General features: G+C 76.0%; 15 protein-coding genes and 1 riboswitch. Of the genes, 9 read left to right on the top strand and 6 right to left on the bottom strand.

Annotated elements, in window-relative coordinates; translation table 11 throughout:
• Positions 1 to 54: 54 nt before the first annotated feature.
• From O2V63_RS00725 to O2V63_RS00700, 6 genes are all read right to left on the bottom strand, one after another.
• Positions 55 to 1,119: an AI-2E family transporter gene (locus tag O2V63_RS00725; RefSeq protein WP_269165663.1), complete on the bottom strand. Its 1,065-nt coding sequence runs from the start codon at positions 1,117 to 1,119 to the stop codon at positions 55 to 57.
• Positions 1,120 to 1,185: 66 nt separating this feature from the next.
• Positions 1,186 to 2,250 (bottom strand): AbrB family transcriptional regulator, encoded by a 1,065-nt coding sequence (locus tag O2V63_RS00720; protein WP_269165662.1) that lies wholly within the window; start codon positions 2,248 to 2,250, stop codon positions 1,186 to 1,188.
• Positions 2,251 to 2,335: 85 nt separating this feature from the next.
• On the bottom strand, positions 2,336 to 2,629 hold the full coding sequence (locus tag O2V63_RS00715; RefSeq protein ID WP_269165661.1) for a transcriptional regulator: 294 nt from the start codon (positions 2,627 to 2,629) through the stop codon (positions 2,336 to 2,338).
• On the bottom strand, positions 2,626 to 3,126 hold the full coding sequence (locus tag O2V63_RS00710) for a hypothetical protein (protein ID WP_269165660.1): 501 nt from the start codon (positions 3,124 to 3,126) through the stop codon (positions 2,626 to 2,628). Before O2V63_RS00710 ends, O2V63_RS00715 begins: the two co-directional genes overlap by 4 nt.
• Complete coding sequence (locus tag O2V63_RS00705; protein ID WP_269165659.1) at positions 3,126 to 3,575, bottom strand: hypothetical protein; 450 nt, start codon at positions 3,573 to 3,575, stop codon at positions 3,126 to 3,128. Before O2V63_RS00705 ends, O2V63_RS00710 begins: the two co-directional genes overlap by 1 nt.
• A gap of 29 nt (positions 3,576 to 3,604) precedes the next feature.
• Positions 3,605 to 4,051, bottom strand: a complete 447-nt coding sequence (locus tag O2V63_RS00700; protein WP_269165658.1) for a hypothetical protein — start codon at positions 4,049 to 4,051, stop codon at positions 3,605 to 3,607.
• Between the two features lie 78 nt (positions 4,052 to 4,129).
• Positions 4,130 to 4,241, top strand: a riboswitch (adenosylcobalamin (AdoCbl) riboswitch).
• A 46-nt stretch (positions 4,242 to 4,287) separates the two neighbouring features.
• Here O2V63_RS00700 and O2V63_RS00695 point away from each other — a divergent pair.
• The 9 genes from O2V63_RS00695 to cobT all read left to right on the top strand — a co-directional run bounded on the left by O2V63_RS00695 (position 4,288) and on the right by cobT (position 13,567).
• Positions 4,288 to 6,366 carry a putative cobaltochelatase gene (locus O2V63_RS00695; RefSeq protein ID WP_269165657.1) on the top strand — a complete coding sequence of 693 codons (2,079 nt, stop codon included), beginning with the start codon at positions 4,288 to 4,290 and terminating at the stop codon, positions 6,364 to 6,366.
• Position 6,367: 1 nt separating this feature from the next.
• Complete coding sequence (gene cobO / locus O2V63_RS00690; RefSeq protein WP_269161352.1) at positions 6,368 to 6,982, top strand: cob(I)yrinic acid a,c-diamide adenosyltransferase; 615 nt, start codon at positions 6,368 to 6,370, stop codon at positions 6,980 to 6,982.
• 103 nt (positions 6,983 to 7,085) lie between these two features.
• Positions 7,086 to 8,474: a cobyrinate a,c-diamide synthase gene (locus O2V63_RS00685; RefSeq protein WP_269165656.1), complete on the top strand. Its 1,389-nt coding sequence runs from the start codon at positions 7,086 to 7,088 to the stop codon at positions 8,472 to 8,474.
• The gene (locus O2V63_RS00680; protein WP_269165655.1) at positions 8,461 to 9,177 is read left to right on the top strand and encodes an energy-coupling factor ABC transporter permease; all 717 of its coding nucleotides are present in this window, start codon (positions 8,461 to 8,463) and stop codon (positions 9,175 to 9,177) included. The genes O2V63_RS00685 and O2V63_RS00680 overlap by 14 nt, the downstream gene beginning before the upstream one ends.
• The gene (locus O2V63_RS00675; RefSeq protein WP_269165654.1) at positions 9,174 to 9,503 is read left to right on the top strand and encodes an energy-coupling factor ABC transporter substrate-binding protein; all 330 of its coding nucleotides are present in this window, start codon (positions 9,174 to 9,176) and stop codon (positions 9,501 to 9,503) included. Before O2V63_RS00680 ends, O2V63_RS00675 begins: the two co-directional genes overlap by 4 nt.
• Positions 9,500 to 10,234: a cobalt ECF transporter T component CbiQ gene (gene cbiQ, locus O2V63_RS00670; protein WP_269165653.1), complete on the top strand. Its 735-nt coding sequence runs from the start codon at positions 9,500 to 9,502 to the stop codon at positions 10,232 to 10,234. Before O2V63_RS00675 ends, cbiQ begins: the two co-directional genes overlap by 4 nt.
• The gene (locus O2V63_RS00665) at positions 10,231 to 11,076 is read left to right on the top strand and encodes an energy-coupling factor ABC transporter ATP-binding protein (protein ID WP_269165652.1); all 846 of its coding nucleotides are present in this window, start codon (positions 10,231 to 10,233) and stop codon (positions 11,074 to 11,076) included. Before cbiQ ends, O2V63_RS00665 begins: the two co-directional genes overlap by 4 nt.
• Positions 11,073 to 12,482, top strand: a complete 1,410-nt coding sequence (cobC, locus tag O2V63_RS00660) for an Rv2231c family pyridoxal phosphate-dependent protein CobC (RefSeq protein ID WP_269165651.1) — start codon at positions 11,073 to 11,075, stop codon at positions 12,480 to 12,482. The genes O2V63_RS00665 and cobC overlap by 4 nt, the downstream gene beginning before the upstream one ends.
• Positions 12,479 to 13,567: a nicotinate-nucleotide--dimethylbenzimidazole phosphoribosyltransferase gene (gene cobT, locus O2V63_RS00655; RefSeq protein WP_269166931.1), complete on the top strand. Its 1,089-nt coding sequence runs from the start codon at positions 12,479 to 12,481 to the stop codon at positions 13,565 to 13,567. The genes cobC and cobT overlap by 4 nt, the downstream gene beginning before the upstream one ends.
• Positions 13,568 to 13,582 lie beyond the last annotated feature (15 nt).

The following is a 13,582-nucleotide window of genomic DNA, read 5'->3' as shown; positions in this document are numbered from 1 at the left end:
GCGGCCCCGACCAGGGTAGGCACCGAGGAGCCGCTCGTCCCGTAGCGCTGGCGGTCAGCCCCCGGCGATCGGGCGTGATCCGTGCCGCGCCCAGACCTCGTGGCCGGCCGCCGACGCCGCCGCGAGCAGGGGCACGAACAGCAGCGCGCCCGCCAGTCCCCACAGCAGTCCACCGGCCGTCACCGCGATCAGGACCATGGCCGCGTTGATCGGCAGCCGGCTCTTCATCACGTAGGGCTCGACGACGTCGTTGCCGAGCTGCTGGACGAGCACGACCAGGCCCAGCACGAGCGCGGCGGTGCCGAGGCCCTCGGCGCCGTAGGCGACCAGGACGGCCACCGCCCCGGCGACGAAGGCGCCGATGGTGGGGATGTAGGAGGCGACGAACTGCAGCGCGGCCAGGGTGAGCGCCAGCGGGATGCCGAGCAGCAGCAGACCGAGCCCGATGCCGACCGCGTCGAACAGCGCCACGATGGTCAGCCCGCGCACGTAGGCACCCACCGTGCCCCACGCCGCCCGGCCGCCCGCGTCGACGTCCTCCCGGACCCGGCCGCCGAACTTGCCGAGCAGCCACTGCCACATGCCCGGACCGCTGGTCAGGAACAGGAACGCCAGTGCCAGGGCGAGGAAGACGCCGAGGAGGGCCTCGAGGAGCGTCTGCGCCGGCCCGACCAGCGCGCCGACGCCGGAGCCGCCCTGCCCTCCGCCGCCCACCAGGTCACCGATCGAGGGCATCGACATGCCGAAGCGTTCCGAGAACTGGGTGGACACCCGGTCCAGGGCGTCGCGGAGCTGGGGCAGCTGCGAGGCGACCCGGGCGCTGAGGCCGAGCAGCGCGCCGACCAGCACCACCAGGAGCAGCAGCACGGCCGCACCGGCGGAGACCCACCGCGGCACGCCTCGCCTGCTGGCCCACTGCACCGCAGGTGCGGCCACCCCGGCGAGCAGCAGCGCGGTCAGCACGGCGACGAGCACCAGGGTGAGCTTCACGGCCAGCCCGGCGAGCAGCCAGACCAGGACCGCGAGCACGAGCAGCCGCCCGCCCACGGCGGCGGTGCGCACCAGCCAGGCGGGGGCGGCCCGGTCATCGAGGTCGGATCGGGGTTCCTCAGCTGCCATGCACGGGGACATGCCACGTCTGCGCCGCCTGACACATGGCGACCGCGGATCGTTGCCGAGCGGCTGCTACCCCGGTCGCTGTCCCCGACCCAGCCAGCGGGCGAGCAGCGGTGCGGAGAAGAGCATCACGAACAGCCGCAGCACCTGGACCGCGAGCACGAACGTCGCGTCGGCACCGCTGCCGGTCGCCGTGGCGAGCACCGCGTAGAGCCCGCCCGGCGTGGTCGCCAGGTACCCGTCGAGCGCGCTCACCCCGGCGGTGCGGGACAGCAGCACCCCCAGCCCGGCACAGGCGACGACCGCGCCGACGATGAGCACGATCGCCAGGGGCAACGTCCGGCGGACCAGCCGCAGACTCGCCCGGGTGAACCCCAGCCCGACCTGCAGTCCGATGGCCAGGAAGCCGGCCGCCTCCACCAGCGGCGGAACGGTGGCCCCCTGCGACAGCCCGGTCACGTCGAGGACGGCGGCCACCGTCAGCGGACCCAGCAACGCGCCCACCGGCAACCGGCTCACCCGGCCGAGCAGCACCCCGACGACCACGCAGACCACGGTGAACAGCAGCCCGGCCGGCCAGCCGGGGCCGTCGTCGGCCAGTGCGGCCGCGCCGCCACCCGAGGCGCCGTAGACGGTGGTGGCCACGATCGGCATCGCGATCACGATCAGCAGCACCCGCAGGTACTGCAGGACGGCGACCACCTGCGCGTCGGCGCCCAGGTCCCGGGCCATCGCGGTGATCCCGGAGGCGCCGCCGGCGATCATCGCGAAGGCGCCGGTGACCGGGCTGATCCCGGGCTGCAACCGCATCAGCTGCCCGGCGACCAGGCTGACGGCGAGCGTGGCGACGGTGATCAGCAGCACCGGCAGCCAGTGGTCGGCGACCGTGCGCAGCGTGTCGGCCTGGATCAGCGCGCCGATCGAGACGCCGATGACCGCCTGCGCGCCGGTGCCAGCCGGCCGCGGGAGCGCCAGCGGTGTCGAGCCGAGCAGCGCCCGCCCCAGCCCGGCCACCAGGCCGCCGAACAACGCGGCCGAGGGCACGGCGAGGACGTCGAGCGCCAGGGTCGCTCCGGTCCCGACGAGGAGGACCGCGGCCCAGTCGAGCACCCGCCGCCATCGCTCCCGCGCCACGGCGGGCACTCTGCCCGACCCCGTCGGCCCCGCCTCAGGGCCCCGCCGCGAGCCTGCGCGCGGTGGGGGGCAGCGGGGTCCTTCGTCAGACGCCGGCGATGCGGCGGAGTTCGGCGACGTGGGCGTCGAACGCCGCCCGCCCCGCCTTGGTGAGCGCCAGGCTGGTGCGCTGGCGGGAGGCGATCGTCGCCTTGCGCACCTGCACGTAGCCGGCTTCCTCCAACTGCTTGACGTGCTTGGACAGCACCGAGTCGCTGACCTGCACCGCGTCCCGGACGGAGGCGAACTCCATCGTGTCGACGGCGGCCAGCAGCCCGCAGATCTGCAGCCGCGGTGGGGCGTGGACGACGGCGTCGAACCGCGGTTCGAGGGCGGTCACCGCCCGGCCCGCAGACCTGCGACGTAGATCCGGGTCACCCAGCGCGAGCTCAGGGCGACCCCGATGCCGAGCGCCACGCCGGCGACGACCATCGCGCCGCGTACGTCGAGCAGGAACTCAGCAGCGGCGCCGATGGCCATGGCACCGAGGCAGCCGACCAGCCACCAGCGTGTCGCCCGGCGGACCCGGTCCTGGACCGGGCCGACCTCGCGCGCGTCCCACCAGACCCCGGTGATCCGCCGGTACGTGGCCTCTAGAGCGCGCACCCCGGTCAGGAAGACCAGCAGCGCCGCGCCGATCACCAAGCCGCTGTGGGTGGAGTAGCTGCTGATGAACCCCGCGAAGAGGAGTCCCAGTGCGACGTCCCACCACCACGGCTGGACGATCCGCTCGGCGAGCGCCACCTGGTCGGCCTCGAGCGCGGCGAGCTGGGCCGTGGCGGCGTCCCGCTCGGTGGCCGACGGGATGGGGTCCGCCCGGGCGCCGTCCTCACCCATCACAGCTCGCCCCGGAGCTCGGCGATGTAGATCCGGGACCACCACCGGCTGATGAACGCGATGCCGACCCCGAGGACCACGCCGGCCACCGCCATCGCGCCGCGGACGTCCAGGAGCAGCTCCAGCACCATGGCCGGCGCCAGGACCGCCAGGCTGCAGACGATCCACACCCGCCACGCACGCCGGGTCGGACCGGACCGGTCGCCGCTGACCCACGTGCCGGTGAGGCGCCGGTACACCGACATCAGCCAGCGCGTGCCCGCGCCGAAGAGGGGGATGGCCACCAGCGGACCCCAGGGGAACCACAGCGAGTAGGACGCGAAGAAGGCGAAGGTCATCAGCCCCAGCAGCGCGTCGTACCACCAGGGCTGCATCGCCCGGTCGGCCAGCGCAGCCCGGTCCGACTGCAGCGCCGCGAGCTGCGCGGCCGCCGCCTCTGGGCCGGTCACCGGCCCATCCGCCTGGGACCCGCCGCCGTTCACAGCTCGCCCCGGAGCTCGGCGATCCAGCGACGGGTCCACCAGCGGCTCAGCAGGGCGAGCGCGAGGCCGAGGACGGCGCCGGCGACGGGCATCGCCCACAGCTGGCCGTGGTCCTCCGCCAGCACCATCGCCGGTACCGACACGACCAGGGCCAGCGGCACCCAGGTGAGCCAGGCCTTGCTGTCCGGGTACACCCAGACGCCGGTGCGCCGCTGGTAGCTCCACGCCAACGCGCAGAGGCCCAGCGCGAAGACGAGCACCGCCATCGCGCGCACCCAGGAGGTCTCGATCACGTAGGAGGCGAGGAAGCCGAAGAGCAACAGCCCCGACGCCACGTCGTGCCACCAGGGCTGCATCACGCGATCAGCCAGCGCCGCCCGGTCGGCCTGCAGGGCGACCAGCTGGGCGGCGGCGTCCCCCCGGTCGATCCCGTCGCTTTCCATGCCGGAAAGAGTGCCTCATCACTTTCCACTTCGTCAAGAGACACGCCCCTGTCCTCACCCGGGGTGCGCGTGGTCGAATGACGCTCCAACTGCGACGGCAGTGGAGGAAGCCCGGTGCGACTCCGGCGCGGTCCCGCCACTGTGACCCGGTCCCGACCGGGGAGTCAGGAACTCCCGCCGTCGCTTCCTGCCACCTCCGGGCGTGGACACCCGGGGAGAGGACCTGTGGTCTGCTGATGACCTATCCCTTCGGCGCCGTCGTCGGCATGGACGACATGCGACTGGCGCTGCTGCTCAACGCCGTCTCCCCCGCCGTGGGTGGAGTGCTGGTGCGCGGTGAGAAGGGCACGGCGAAGTCGACGACGGTGCGCGCCCTGGCCGCCGTCCTGCCCCCGGTGGACGTCGTCGCCGGCTGCCGCTTCGCCTGCGACCCCACCGCCCCCGACCCGGAGTGCCCGGACGGCCCACACTCCGCCGACGACCGCGCCGTCACCCGGCCGGCCCGCCTCGTCGAGCTCCCGGTCGGCGCCTCGGAGGACCGGCTGGTCGGCTCGCTGGACCTGGAGCGCGCGCTCACCGAGGGCGTGAAGTCCTTCGAGCCCGGGCTGCTGGCCGGTGCGCACCGCGGCGTCCTGTACGTCGACGAGGTCAACCTGCTGCACGACCACCTGGTCGACCTGCTGCTGGACGCCGCCGCCCTGGGCCGGGCCTACGTCGAGCGCGAGGGCGTCTCGGTGCGGCACGCCGCCCGCTTCCTGCTGGTCGGCACCATGAACCCGGAGGAGGGCGAGCTCCGCCCCCAGCTGCTGGACCGGTTCGGCCTCACCGTCGAGGTGGCCGCCCCCCGGGACGCCGACCTGCGCGCCGAGGTGGTCCGCCGCCGGTTCGGCTACGACGCCGACCCGGCCGCCTTCGCCGCCGCCTGGGCCGTCTCCGAGCGTGAGCTGGCGGACCAGATCGCCGCGGCCCGCGCCCTGCTGCCCAGCGTGGTGCTGAGCGACGCCGCGCTCCGCCAGGTCACCAGCGTCTGCGCCGCCTTCGACGTCGATGGCCTGCGCGCCGACCTGGTCACCGCCCGCGCCGCGATCGCGCACGCCGCCTGGTGCGGCCGCACCGACGTCACCGAGGACGACGTCCGGGTCGCCGCCCGGCTCGCCCTCCCGCACCGCCGCCGGCGCAACCCCTTCGACGCCCCCGGCCTCGACGACGACACCCTGGACCAGGCGCTGGAGGACTCCCGCCCCGGCTCCCCGCCGGACGACGACCCCACCCCACCCGAGGGCACCGACCCGACCGACGGCGACCAGACGGACGGCGGCCCAGACGGCAACGACCCGCCCGGCGGCCCGACCGACGGCGGCACCCCCGGGGGCCAAAGTCGCGATCTTGGCCCCTCGGACGACGGCACCGGCCCGGACGGCGGGGAGCAGCCGCCGACGACGGCACCGCGGGGTGAGGGCGGCGGGCACACCGACGCCGCGCCCGCCCCGGAGAAGGCCGCCGTCGCCCCGGACGTCGCGTTCCGGGTGCAGCGGCTGGAGGTGCCCGGCATCGGTGCGGGCGCGGCCGGCCGGCGGTCGAAGGCGCGCAGCGAGCGCGGCCGGGTGGTCGGCTCGAAGCGCCCCGAGGGCAACGTCACCAAGCTGCACCTGGTCGACACCGTGCTGGCCGCGGCACCGCACCAGAGGGCCCGCGGCCGCACCGGCGCCGGGCTGCGCCTGCAGCACGAGGACCTGCGCCAGGCGACGCTGGAGGGTCGCGAGGGCAACCTGGTCCTGTTCGTCGTCGACGCCAGCGGCTCGATGGGCGCCCGCTCCCGGATGGCCGCGGTGAAGGGCGCCGTCCTCTCGCTGCTGATGGACGCCTACCAGCGCCGGGACAAGGTCGGGCTGATCACCTTCCGCGGCGGGGACGCCGAGCTGACCCTGCCGCCCACCTGGTCGGTGGAGGCCGCGGCCGCCCGGCTGACCAGCCTGCCCACCGGCGGGCGCACCCCGCTCGCCGCGGGGCTGCTGCGGGCGCACGAGACGTTACGGCTGGAGCGGGTCCGCGACCCGCAGCGCCGTCCGCTGCTCGTCCTCGTGACCGACGGCCGGGCGACCGGGCCGCGCGGCGGTGACCACCTCTCCGACGCCCGACGGGCCGCCGGCCTGCTGGCCGCGGCCGGGACGGCGAGCGTCGTCGTCGACTGCGAGTCCGGGCCGGTGCGGCTGGGGCTGGCCGCGTCACTGGGGACGGCGCTGGGCGCACAGACGATGCGGCTCGAGGAGCTGGGCGCGGAGTCGCTGGTCCGCACGGTGCGAGAGGCGGCCTGACATGCCCCAGGGACAGGTCACCGCGGTCCCGGTCGACGGGCTGACCACCCGGCAGCGCCGCAACCGGCCGCTGCTCGCGGTGCACACGGGCGAGATGAAGGGCAAGTCCACCGCCGCCTTCGGGATGGCGATGCGGGCGTGGAACCAGGGCTGGTCGATCGCGGTCTACCAGTTCGTCAAGAGCGCCAAGTGGAAGGTCGGCGAGGAGAACGCGCTGACCGCACTGGGCCGGGTGCACGAGACCACCGGCGAGGGCGGCCCGGTGGTCTGGCACAAGATGGGCTCAGGCTGGTCGTGGTCGCGCAAGCACGGCGACGAGACCGACCACGCCGGTGACGCCGCCGAGGGCTGGGCGCAGATCAAGCGCGACCTGGCCGCCGAGGCGCACCGCTTCTACGTGCTCGACGAGTTCACCTACCCGCTGAAGTGGGGCTGGGTCGACATCGACGACGTCGTCGAGACCCTGACGAACCGGCCGGGCAGCCAGCACGTCGTCATCACCGGGCGCAACGCCCCGCCGGCGCTCATCGAGGCCGCCGACCTGGTCGTGGAGATGACCAAGGTCAAGCACCCGATGGACGCCGGCCAGAAGGGCCAACGGGGGATCGAGTGGTGATGACCGCCCCCTTCCCCGTCGAGTGCGCAGTTGCGGTCGCCCGCCCCGGCGTGTCCGCGCGTGTCGGCGACCACAACTGCACAGTCGCCACGAGCGCCGGGCGATGAGCACCCACCGCATCCCGCGGATCGTGGTGGCGGCGCCGTCGTCGAACGCCGGGAAGACGTCGATCACCACCGGCCTGATCGCCGCGCTGACCAATCGCGGGCTCACCGTGAGCCCGCACAAGGTCGGCCCCGACTACATCGACCCGGGCTACCACGGGCTCGCCGCCGGCCGCCCGGGTCGCAACCTGGACACGTGGCTGGTCGGCGACGACCGGATCACCCCGCTGTTCCTGCACGGCTCGCGGGGCGCCGACGTCGCGGTGGTCGAGGGCGTGATGGGGCTGTTCGACGGCGCCGCGCACGCCAGCGTCGAGCCCGGCTACGGCTCCACCGCCCAGGTCGCCGCCCACCTGCAGGCCCCGGTGGTGCTGGTCGTCGACGCAGCGTCCCAGGCCCGCAGCGTGGCCGCACTGGTGCACGGGTTCGCCACCTTCGACCCCACGGTGCGGATCGGCGGCGTCGTCCTCAACCGGGTCGGCAGCGACCGGCACGAGGCGATCCTGCGCGAGGCGCTGGGCACGGCCGGGGTGCCGGTGCTCGGCGCGGTCCGCCGGATCGCGGAGCTGCAGACGCCGTCCCGGCACCTGGGCCTGGTGCCGGCCGCCGAGCGGTCGGCGGAGGCGGTGCGCACGGTGCGTGCGCTGGGCGCGGTCGTCGAGTCCAGCATCGACCTGGACGCCGTCCTGCGGCTGGCCCGCACCGCGCCGGACCTCACCGGCGAGCCCTGGGACCCGGCCGCCGAGGTGACCCCGGTCGAGGGCCGCCCGGTCGTCGCGGTGGCCGGCGGGCCGGCCTTCACCTTCGGCTACGCCGAGACCGCCGAGCTGCTCACCGCGGCCGGCGCCGAGGTGGTGACCGTCGACCCGCTGCGGGACGACGCACTCCCCGAGGGCACCCGGGCGCTGGTCGTCGGCGGCGGCTTCCCCGAGGTGCACGCCAGCGCGCTCAGCGCCAACGTCGGCCTGCGGACGGCGATCGCCGACCTCGCCGCCCGCGGCGGCCCGATCGCCGCGGAGTGCGCCGGGCTGCTGTACCTCTCCCAGGAGCTGGACGGCGAGCCGATGTGCGGTGTGCTGCCGACGACGACGGCGATGCACCCCCGGCTCACGCTGGGCTACCGCGCGGCGGTGGCGCTCACCGACAGCGTGCTGGCCCCGGCCGGCACCCGGGTGCGCGGGCACGAGTTCCACCGCACCACCGCCGGTCCGGCCGCCGGGGCGACCCCCGCCTGGCAGTGGAACGCCGACGGGCCGGAGGGCTTCGTGACCGGCAACGTGCACGCCTCCTACCTGCACCTGAACTGGGCCGGGTCCCCCGGGATGGCCACCCGCTTCGTCGCCGCCGCCGCGCGGGTCCCCCAGGAGGTCGGGCATGCACATCGCTGAGGGCTTCCTGCCACCCGCGCACGCCATCGGCTGGACGATCGCCGCCGCCCCGTTCGTCGTCCACGGCGCCCGGGCCGTGGTCACGGAGGTGCGCGAGAACCCGGAGTCGACCCTGCTGCTCGGCGCTGCCGGGGCGTTCACCTTCGTGCTGAGCGCGATCAAGCTGCCCTCGATCACCGGCAGCTCCAGCCACCCGACCGGCACCGGGCTGGGCGCCGTCCTGTTCCGACCACCGGCGATGGCCCTGCTCGGCACGGTGGTGCTGCTGTTCCAGGCGCTGCTGCTGGCGCACGGCGGGCTGACCACCCTGGGCGCCAACGCCTTCTCGATGGCGGTGGTCGGTCCCTGGGCCGGCTACGCCGTCTACCGGCTGGTCCGGCGCAGTGGGGGCGGTCTGCTCCCCGGGGTCTTCGCCGCGATGGCCGTGGCCGACCTGGCCACCTACGTGACGACGGCGCTGCAGCTGGCCTGGGCACACCCCGACGCAGCCAGCGGCTTCGCCGGGGCGGCCGCGAAGTTCCTGTCCGTCTTCGCGTTCACCCAGGTGCCGCTGGCGATCGGCGAGGGCCTGCTCGGCGTCCTGCTGTTCCGGGTGCTGGTGGTCAACGCCCGCCCCGAGCTGGAGCGCCTCGGCGTCCTCCGCCGCACGCCGGGACCCGATCCGGCCCCGGTGGCCGAGTCCACGGCAGGTGGTGAGCGATGAGGCGGCACCTGGTCACCGCACTGCTGGTGCTGGCCGTGATCGCCCTGTTCGCCACCCCGCTGCTGCTCGACGGCGGCAGCGAGTACGCCGGCACGGACAGCCAGGCCACCGAGCTCATCGAGGACTCCGACGACGGCTACGAGCCGTGGTTCGAGTCGGTCTTCTCCCCCGGCTCCGCCGAGATCGAGTCCGGACTGTTCGCGATGCAGGCGGCACTGGGCGGCGGCGTGCTGGGCTACGTGCTCGGCCGGCTGAAGGGCCGGCGGACGGCGGAGCGACAGCGCCGGACGGCGGAGGAGGCAGCCACGCCCCCCGTGGCGCCGTGACCGGGCTGGCGATCGACGACGCCGCCTGGGCCAGTGCCTGGCGGCTGCGCTCCCCCGCCGACAAGCTGCTGCTCAGCGGAGGGCTGGTGCTCGCCGCGCTGGTGCTGCCGGCCTGGCCGGGGAGCCTGCTGGTCGGGCTGGCCGCCGTCGTCCTGGCGCTGGGCCCGGCCCGGGTGCCGGCGCGCACGTTCGGCCGCGCGGTGCGGCTGCCGCTGGCGTTCATCCTGATCGGCGCGGTCACGGCCGTGGTCCAGGTCGGGGACGGCGGCCTCGGCTGGGCTCCGGACGCCGTCACCCGGGCGGGCGGCCTGGTCGGGCACGCGGTCGCCGGCAGCGCGGCGGTGCTCCTGCTGGCGACGACGACGCCGATGTCGGACCTGCTGCCGGCGCTGCACCGGATGCGGGTGCCCGACGCCGTGGTCGAGGTGGCCTCGGTGACCTACCGGATGCTGTTCGTGCTGCTCACCAGCCTGTCCACGATCCGCGAGGCGCAGGCCGCCCGGATGGGGCACGCGGGCATCCGGAACTCGTACCGCTCGTCGGGGATGCTGGCCGCCGCGGTGCTGACCCGCTCCTGGGACCGGGCCCGGCGGCTGTCCGACGGGCTGGCCGGCCGCGGCATGGAGACCGGGCTGCGGGTGCTGCCGGAGGTGCTGCCCTCCTCCCCCCGGTTCGTCGCGAGCACCGTCGTCGGGCTGGCCGCCCTGGTCACCGTGGGCGTGCTGGCATGAGCCACCTGACGCTGGCGGCCGAGGGCCTGGTCGCCGGGTACGAGCGGGGCGCCCGGGTGCTGGACGGTGCCTCGCTGACCGTGCCGCCCGGCCGCCGGCTCGCGCTGCTGGGCGCGAACGGGTCGGGCAAGACGACGCTGCTGCGCTGCCTGTCCGGCGGGCTGGCACCGGTGCGCGGCCGGATCACCCTGGATGGCGCCGAACTGCACCACACCCGCTCAGGACTGCGCGCCCACCGGCAGGCGGTGCAGCTGGTGCTGCAGGACCCCGACGACCAGCTGTTCAGCGCCTCGGTCGCCCAGGACGTCTCCTTCGGGCCGGTGAACCTCGGTCTGCCCGACGACGAGGTACGGGCGCGGGTCACCGAGGCGCTGGAGCTGCTCGCCGTGGCGCACCTGGCAGGCCGCCCGACGCACCAGCTCTCCTACGGCGAGCGGAAGCGGGTGGCGATCGCCGGCGCGGTCGCCATGCGGCCCTGCGTGCTGATGCTCGACGAGCCGACCGCCGGGCTCGACCCGACCGCGGTCGGCGAGGCACTGGCCGCCCTCGCCCGGCTGCAGGAGGCCGACTCGACGATCGTGATGAGCACCCACGACGTCGACCTGGCACTGCGCTGGGCCGACGAGGTCGCCGTCGTGGTGGACGGCGGGGTGGTGCAGGGCGCACCGGACGTCGTCCTGGGCGACGACGCGCTGCTGACCCGGGCCCGGCTGGACCGCCCGTGGGCGCTCAGCGTCGGCGCCCGGCTGCAGGCCCTCGGGCTGCTGCCCGACGGCGTCCTCCCCCGCGACGCCGACGCGCTGCTGGCCGCCCTCCCCGACCGCCCCGGCGTGCGCACGTGACCGCTCCGGGGACCACCGTCGGCGTGGGCGTCACCACCGGGGCGACCGCCGAGGAGGTGCTGTCCGCCGTCGACGCCGTGCTGCCGGCCCCGGAGGGCCCGGTCCGACTGGCCACGCTGGACGTCCGGGCCGCCGAGCCGGGGGTACGCGAGGCGGCGGCGCGCCGCGGCTGGCTGCTGACCGGGCACCCGGCCGCGGCCCTGGCCGCCGTCCCGGTGCCCACCCCGTCGGCGCGGGTCGCCGCCGCCGTCGGCACGGCGTCGGTGGCCGAGGCGGCGGCGCTGCTCGGAGGTGGGCGGCTCGTCGTCAGCAAGAGGGTGCACGGCCGGGTCACGGTCGCGGTGGCCGTCTCCCCCGACGTCGACGACGTCGACCTCCGGCATCACGGCGACGTCGAGGTCGCCCCCGGCCTGGTCGACCTCGCGGTGAACGTCCGCGCCGACGCGCCCCCGCCCTGGCTGCGCACCGTGCTGCACGAGGCGGTCGAGGCCAGCGCCGGCTACCCCGACCCGCGCCCGGCCCGCGCCGCGGTCGCCGCCGCGCACCACCGCGACCCCGCCGAGGTGCTGCTCACCGCCGGCGCGGCCGAGACGTTCACGCTGGTCGCGCGGGCGCTGCGCCCCCGCCGGGCGGTCGTCGTCCACCCGTCCTTCACCGAGCCCGAGGCCGCCCTGCGCGCCGCGGGCCACCCGGTGGAGCGGCTCGTGCTGCCCGGGCCGGGGTACCGGCTGGACCCGGCGGCAGTCCCGGCCGACGCCGACCTCGTCGTCGTCGGCAACCCGACGAACCCGACCTCGGTGCTGCACCCCGCCGCCGACCTCGCCGCGCTGACCCGCCCCGGGCGGGTGCTGCTCGTCGACGAGGCGTTCGCCGACACCGTGCCCGGCGAGCCGGAGTCGCTGACCGGCCGCAGCGACCTGCCCGGCCTGCTCGTGGTGCGCAGCCTGACGAAGACCTGGGGCCTGGCCGGGCTGCGGGTCGGCTACGCCCTGGGCCCGGCCGACCTGGTCGCCGCGCTGGCCGCGCAGCAACCGCACTGGCCGGTCTCGACCCCGGCGCTGGCCGCGCTGGCCGCCTGCCTCGGCCCGGCCGCCCGGGCCGAGGCCGAGGAGGTGGCGCACCGGCTCGCCGAGCACCGGGCCGCGCTGGTCGCCGCGCTGCCCGCGGGGGTGCAGGTCGTGGCCGAGCCGCGGTCGTCGTTCCTGCTGCTGCGCGTGCCCGGCGGTGCGCAGGTGCGCCAGCGGCTGCGCGACCGCGGTTGGGCGGTGCGCCGGGGCGACACGTTCCCCGGCCTGACCAGTGACCACCTGCGGGTCGCCGTCCGCGACCCGGAGACCTCGCGTGCGTTCGCGTCGGCCCTGGCTGAGACCCTTGACCCGATCGACACGACCGAGGAGGTCCGCTGAGCACCGACCCGACCCCCTTCGCCGGCACGCTGCTGGGTGCGACCATCGCGGCCATCACCCCGCGGGACAGCACCACCGAGCGGGCCGCTCGGGAGCGCCTGGACCGGATGACCAAGCCCCCCGGCTCCCTCGGGGTGCTCGAGGACGTCGCCGCGCAGCTGGCCGGCACCGCCGGGGCGTGCCCGCCCCCGCTGCCCGAGCCGGCCGCGGTCGCGGTCTTCGCCGGCGACCACGGGGTGCACGCCCAGGGGGTCACCCCGTGGCCACAGGAGGTCACCGCGCAGATGGTGGCGAACCTCGCCGCCGGCGGTGCGGTGGTCAACGCCTTCGCCGCACAGCTGGGCGCCGACGTGGTCGTGGTCGACGTCGGGGTGGCCTCCCCGGTCGGCCCCGCCGCAGGCCTGCTGGAGCGCAACGTCCGCCGCGGCACCGCCGACCTCTCCCGCGGCCCGGCGATGACCCTCACCGAGGCCCGGCAGGCGGTCGAGGTCGGCATCGAGGTGGCGACGACGCTCGCCGCCGACCACGGCTGCCTGGTCACCGGAGACATGGGGATCGGCAACACCACCGCCTCCGCGGCCCTGGTCTGCGCGTTCACCGGCGCCGCCCCGGTCGAGGCGACCGGCCGCGGCACCGGCATCGACGACCCCACGCTGGCCCGCAAGATCGAGGTGGTCACCCGCGCGGTGGCCCGCGTAGCGGGCCGCCCGGCCACACCCGAGGCAGCGCTCGCCGCGCTGGCCGAGCTCGGCGGGCTGGAGCACGCCGCGCTGGCCGGCTTCGTGCTCGGCGCGGCGGCCGCCCGGGTGCCGGTGCTGCTGGACGGCGTGATCGCCGGCTCAGCCGCCCTCGTCGCCGCGGCCCTGTGCCCGGCTGCCCTGGAACACGCGCTCGCCGGTCACACGTCGGCCGAGCCGGGACACGGCCTGGCCCTGCGTGCACTGGGCCTGCGCCCGCTGCTCGGGCTGGACCTGCGGCTCGGGGAGGGCACCGGCGCCCTGCTGAGCCTGCCGCTGGTGGCCAGCGCGGCCCGCGCGCTGCGCGACGTCGCCACCTTCGACTCCGCCGGAGTGACCGAGAAGTGACTGCATCTCCGGCCT

The sequence above is a fragment of the Modestobacter sp. VKM Ac-2977 genome, assembly GCF_026968045.1.
GTDB lineage: Bacteria > Actinomycetota > Actinomycetes > Mycobacteriales > Geodermatophilaceae > Modestobacter.
The sequence above is the reverse complement of the archived record's forward strand: the minus strand, read 5'-3'. Positions and strand labels throughout refer to the sequence as shown.

Coding starts and splice junctions, on each gene's coding strand:
- O2V63_RS00725 (WP_269165663.1), bottom strand. CDS start 1,119: ATGGCAGCTGAGGAACCCCGATCCGACCTCGATGACCGGGCCGCCCCC.
- O2V63_RS00710 (WP_269165660.1), bottom strand. CDS start 3,126: ATGGGTGAGGACGGCGCCCGGGCGGACCCCATCCCGTCGGCCACCGAG.
- O2V63_RS00700 (WP_269165658.1), bottom strand. CDS start 4,051: ATGGAAAGCGACGGGATCGACCGGGGGGACGCCGCCGCCCAGCTGGTC.
- O2V63_RS00695 (WP_269165657.1), top strand. CDS start 4,288: ATGACCTATCCCTTCGGCGCCGTCGTCGGCATGGACGACATGCGACTG.
- cobO (WP_269161352.1), top strand. CDS start 6,368: ATGCCCCAGGGACAGGTCACCGCGGTCCCGGTCGACGGGCTGACCACC.
- O2V63_RS00685 (WP_269165656.1), top strand. CDS start 7,086: ATGAGCACCCACCGCATCCCGCGGATCGTGGTGGCGGCGCCGTCGTCG.
- O2V63_RS00680 (WP_269165655.1), top strand. CDS start 8,461: ATGCACATCGCTGAGGGCTTCCTGCCACCCGCGCACGCCATCGGCTGG.
- O2V63_RS00675 (WP_269165654.1), top strand. CDS start 9,174: ATGAGGCGGCACCTGGTCACCGCACTGCTGGTGCTGGCCGTGATCGCC.
- O2V63_RS00665 (WP_269165652.1), top strand. CDS start 10,231: ATGAGCCACCTGACGCTGGCGGCCGAGGGCCTGGTCGCCGGGTACGAG.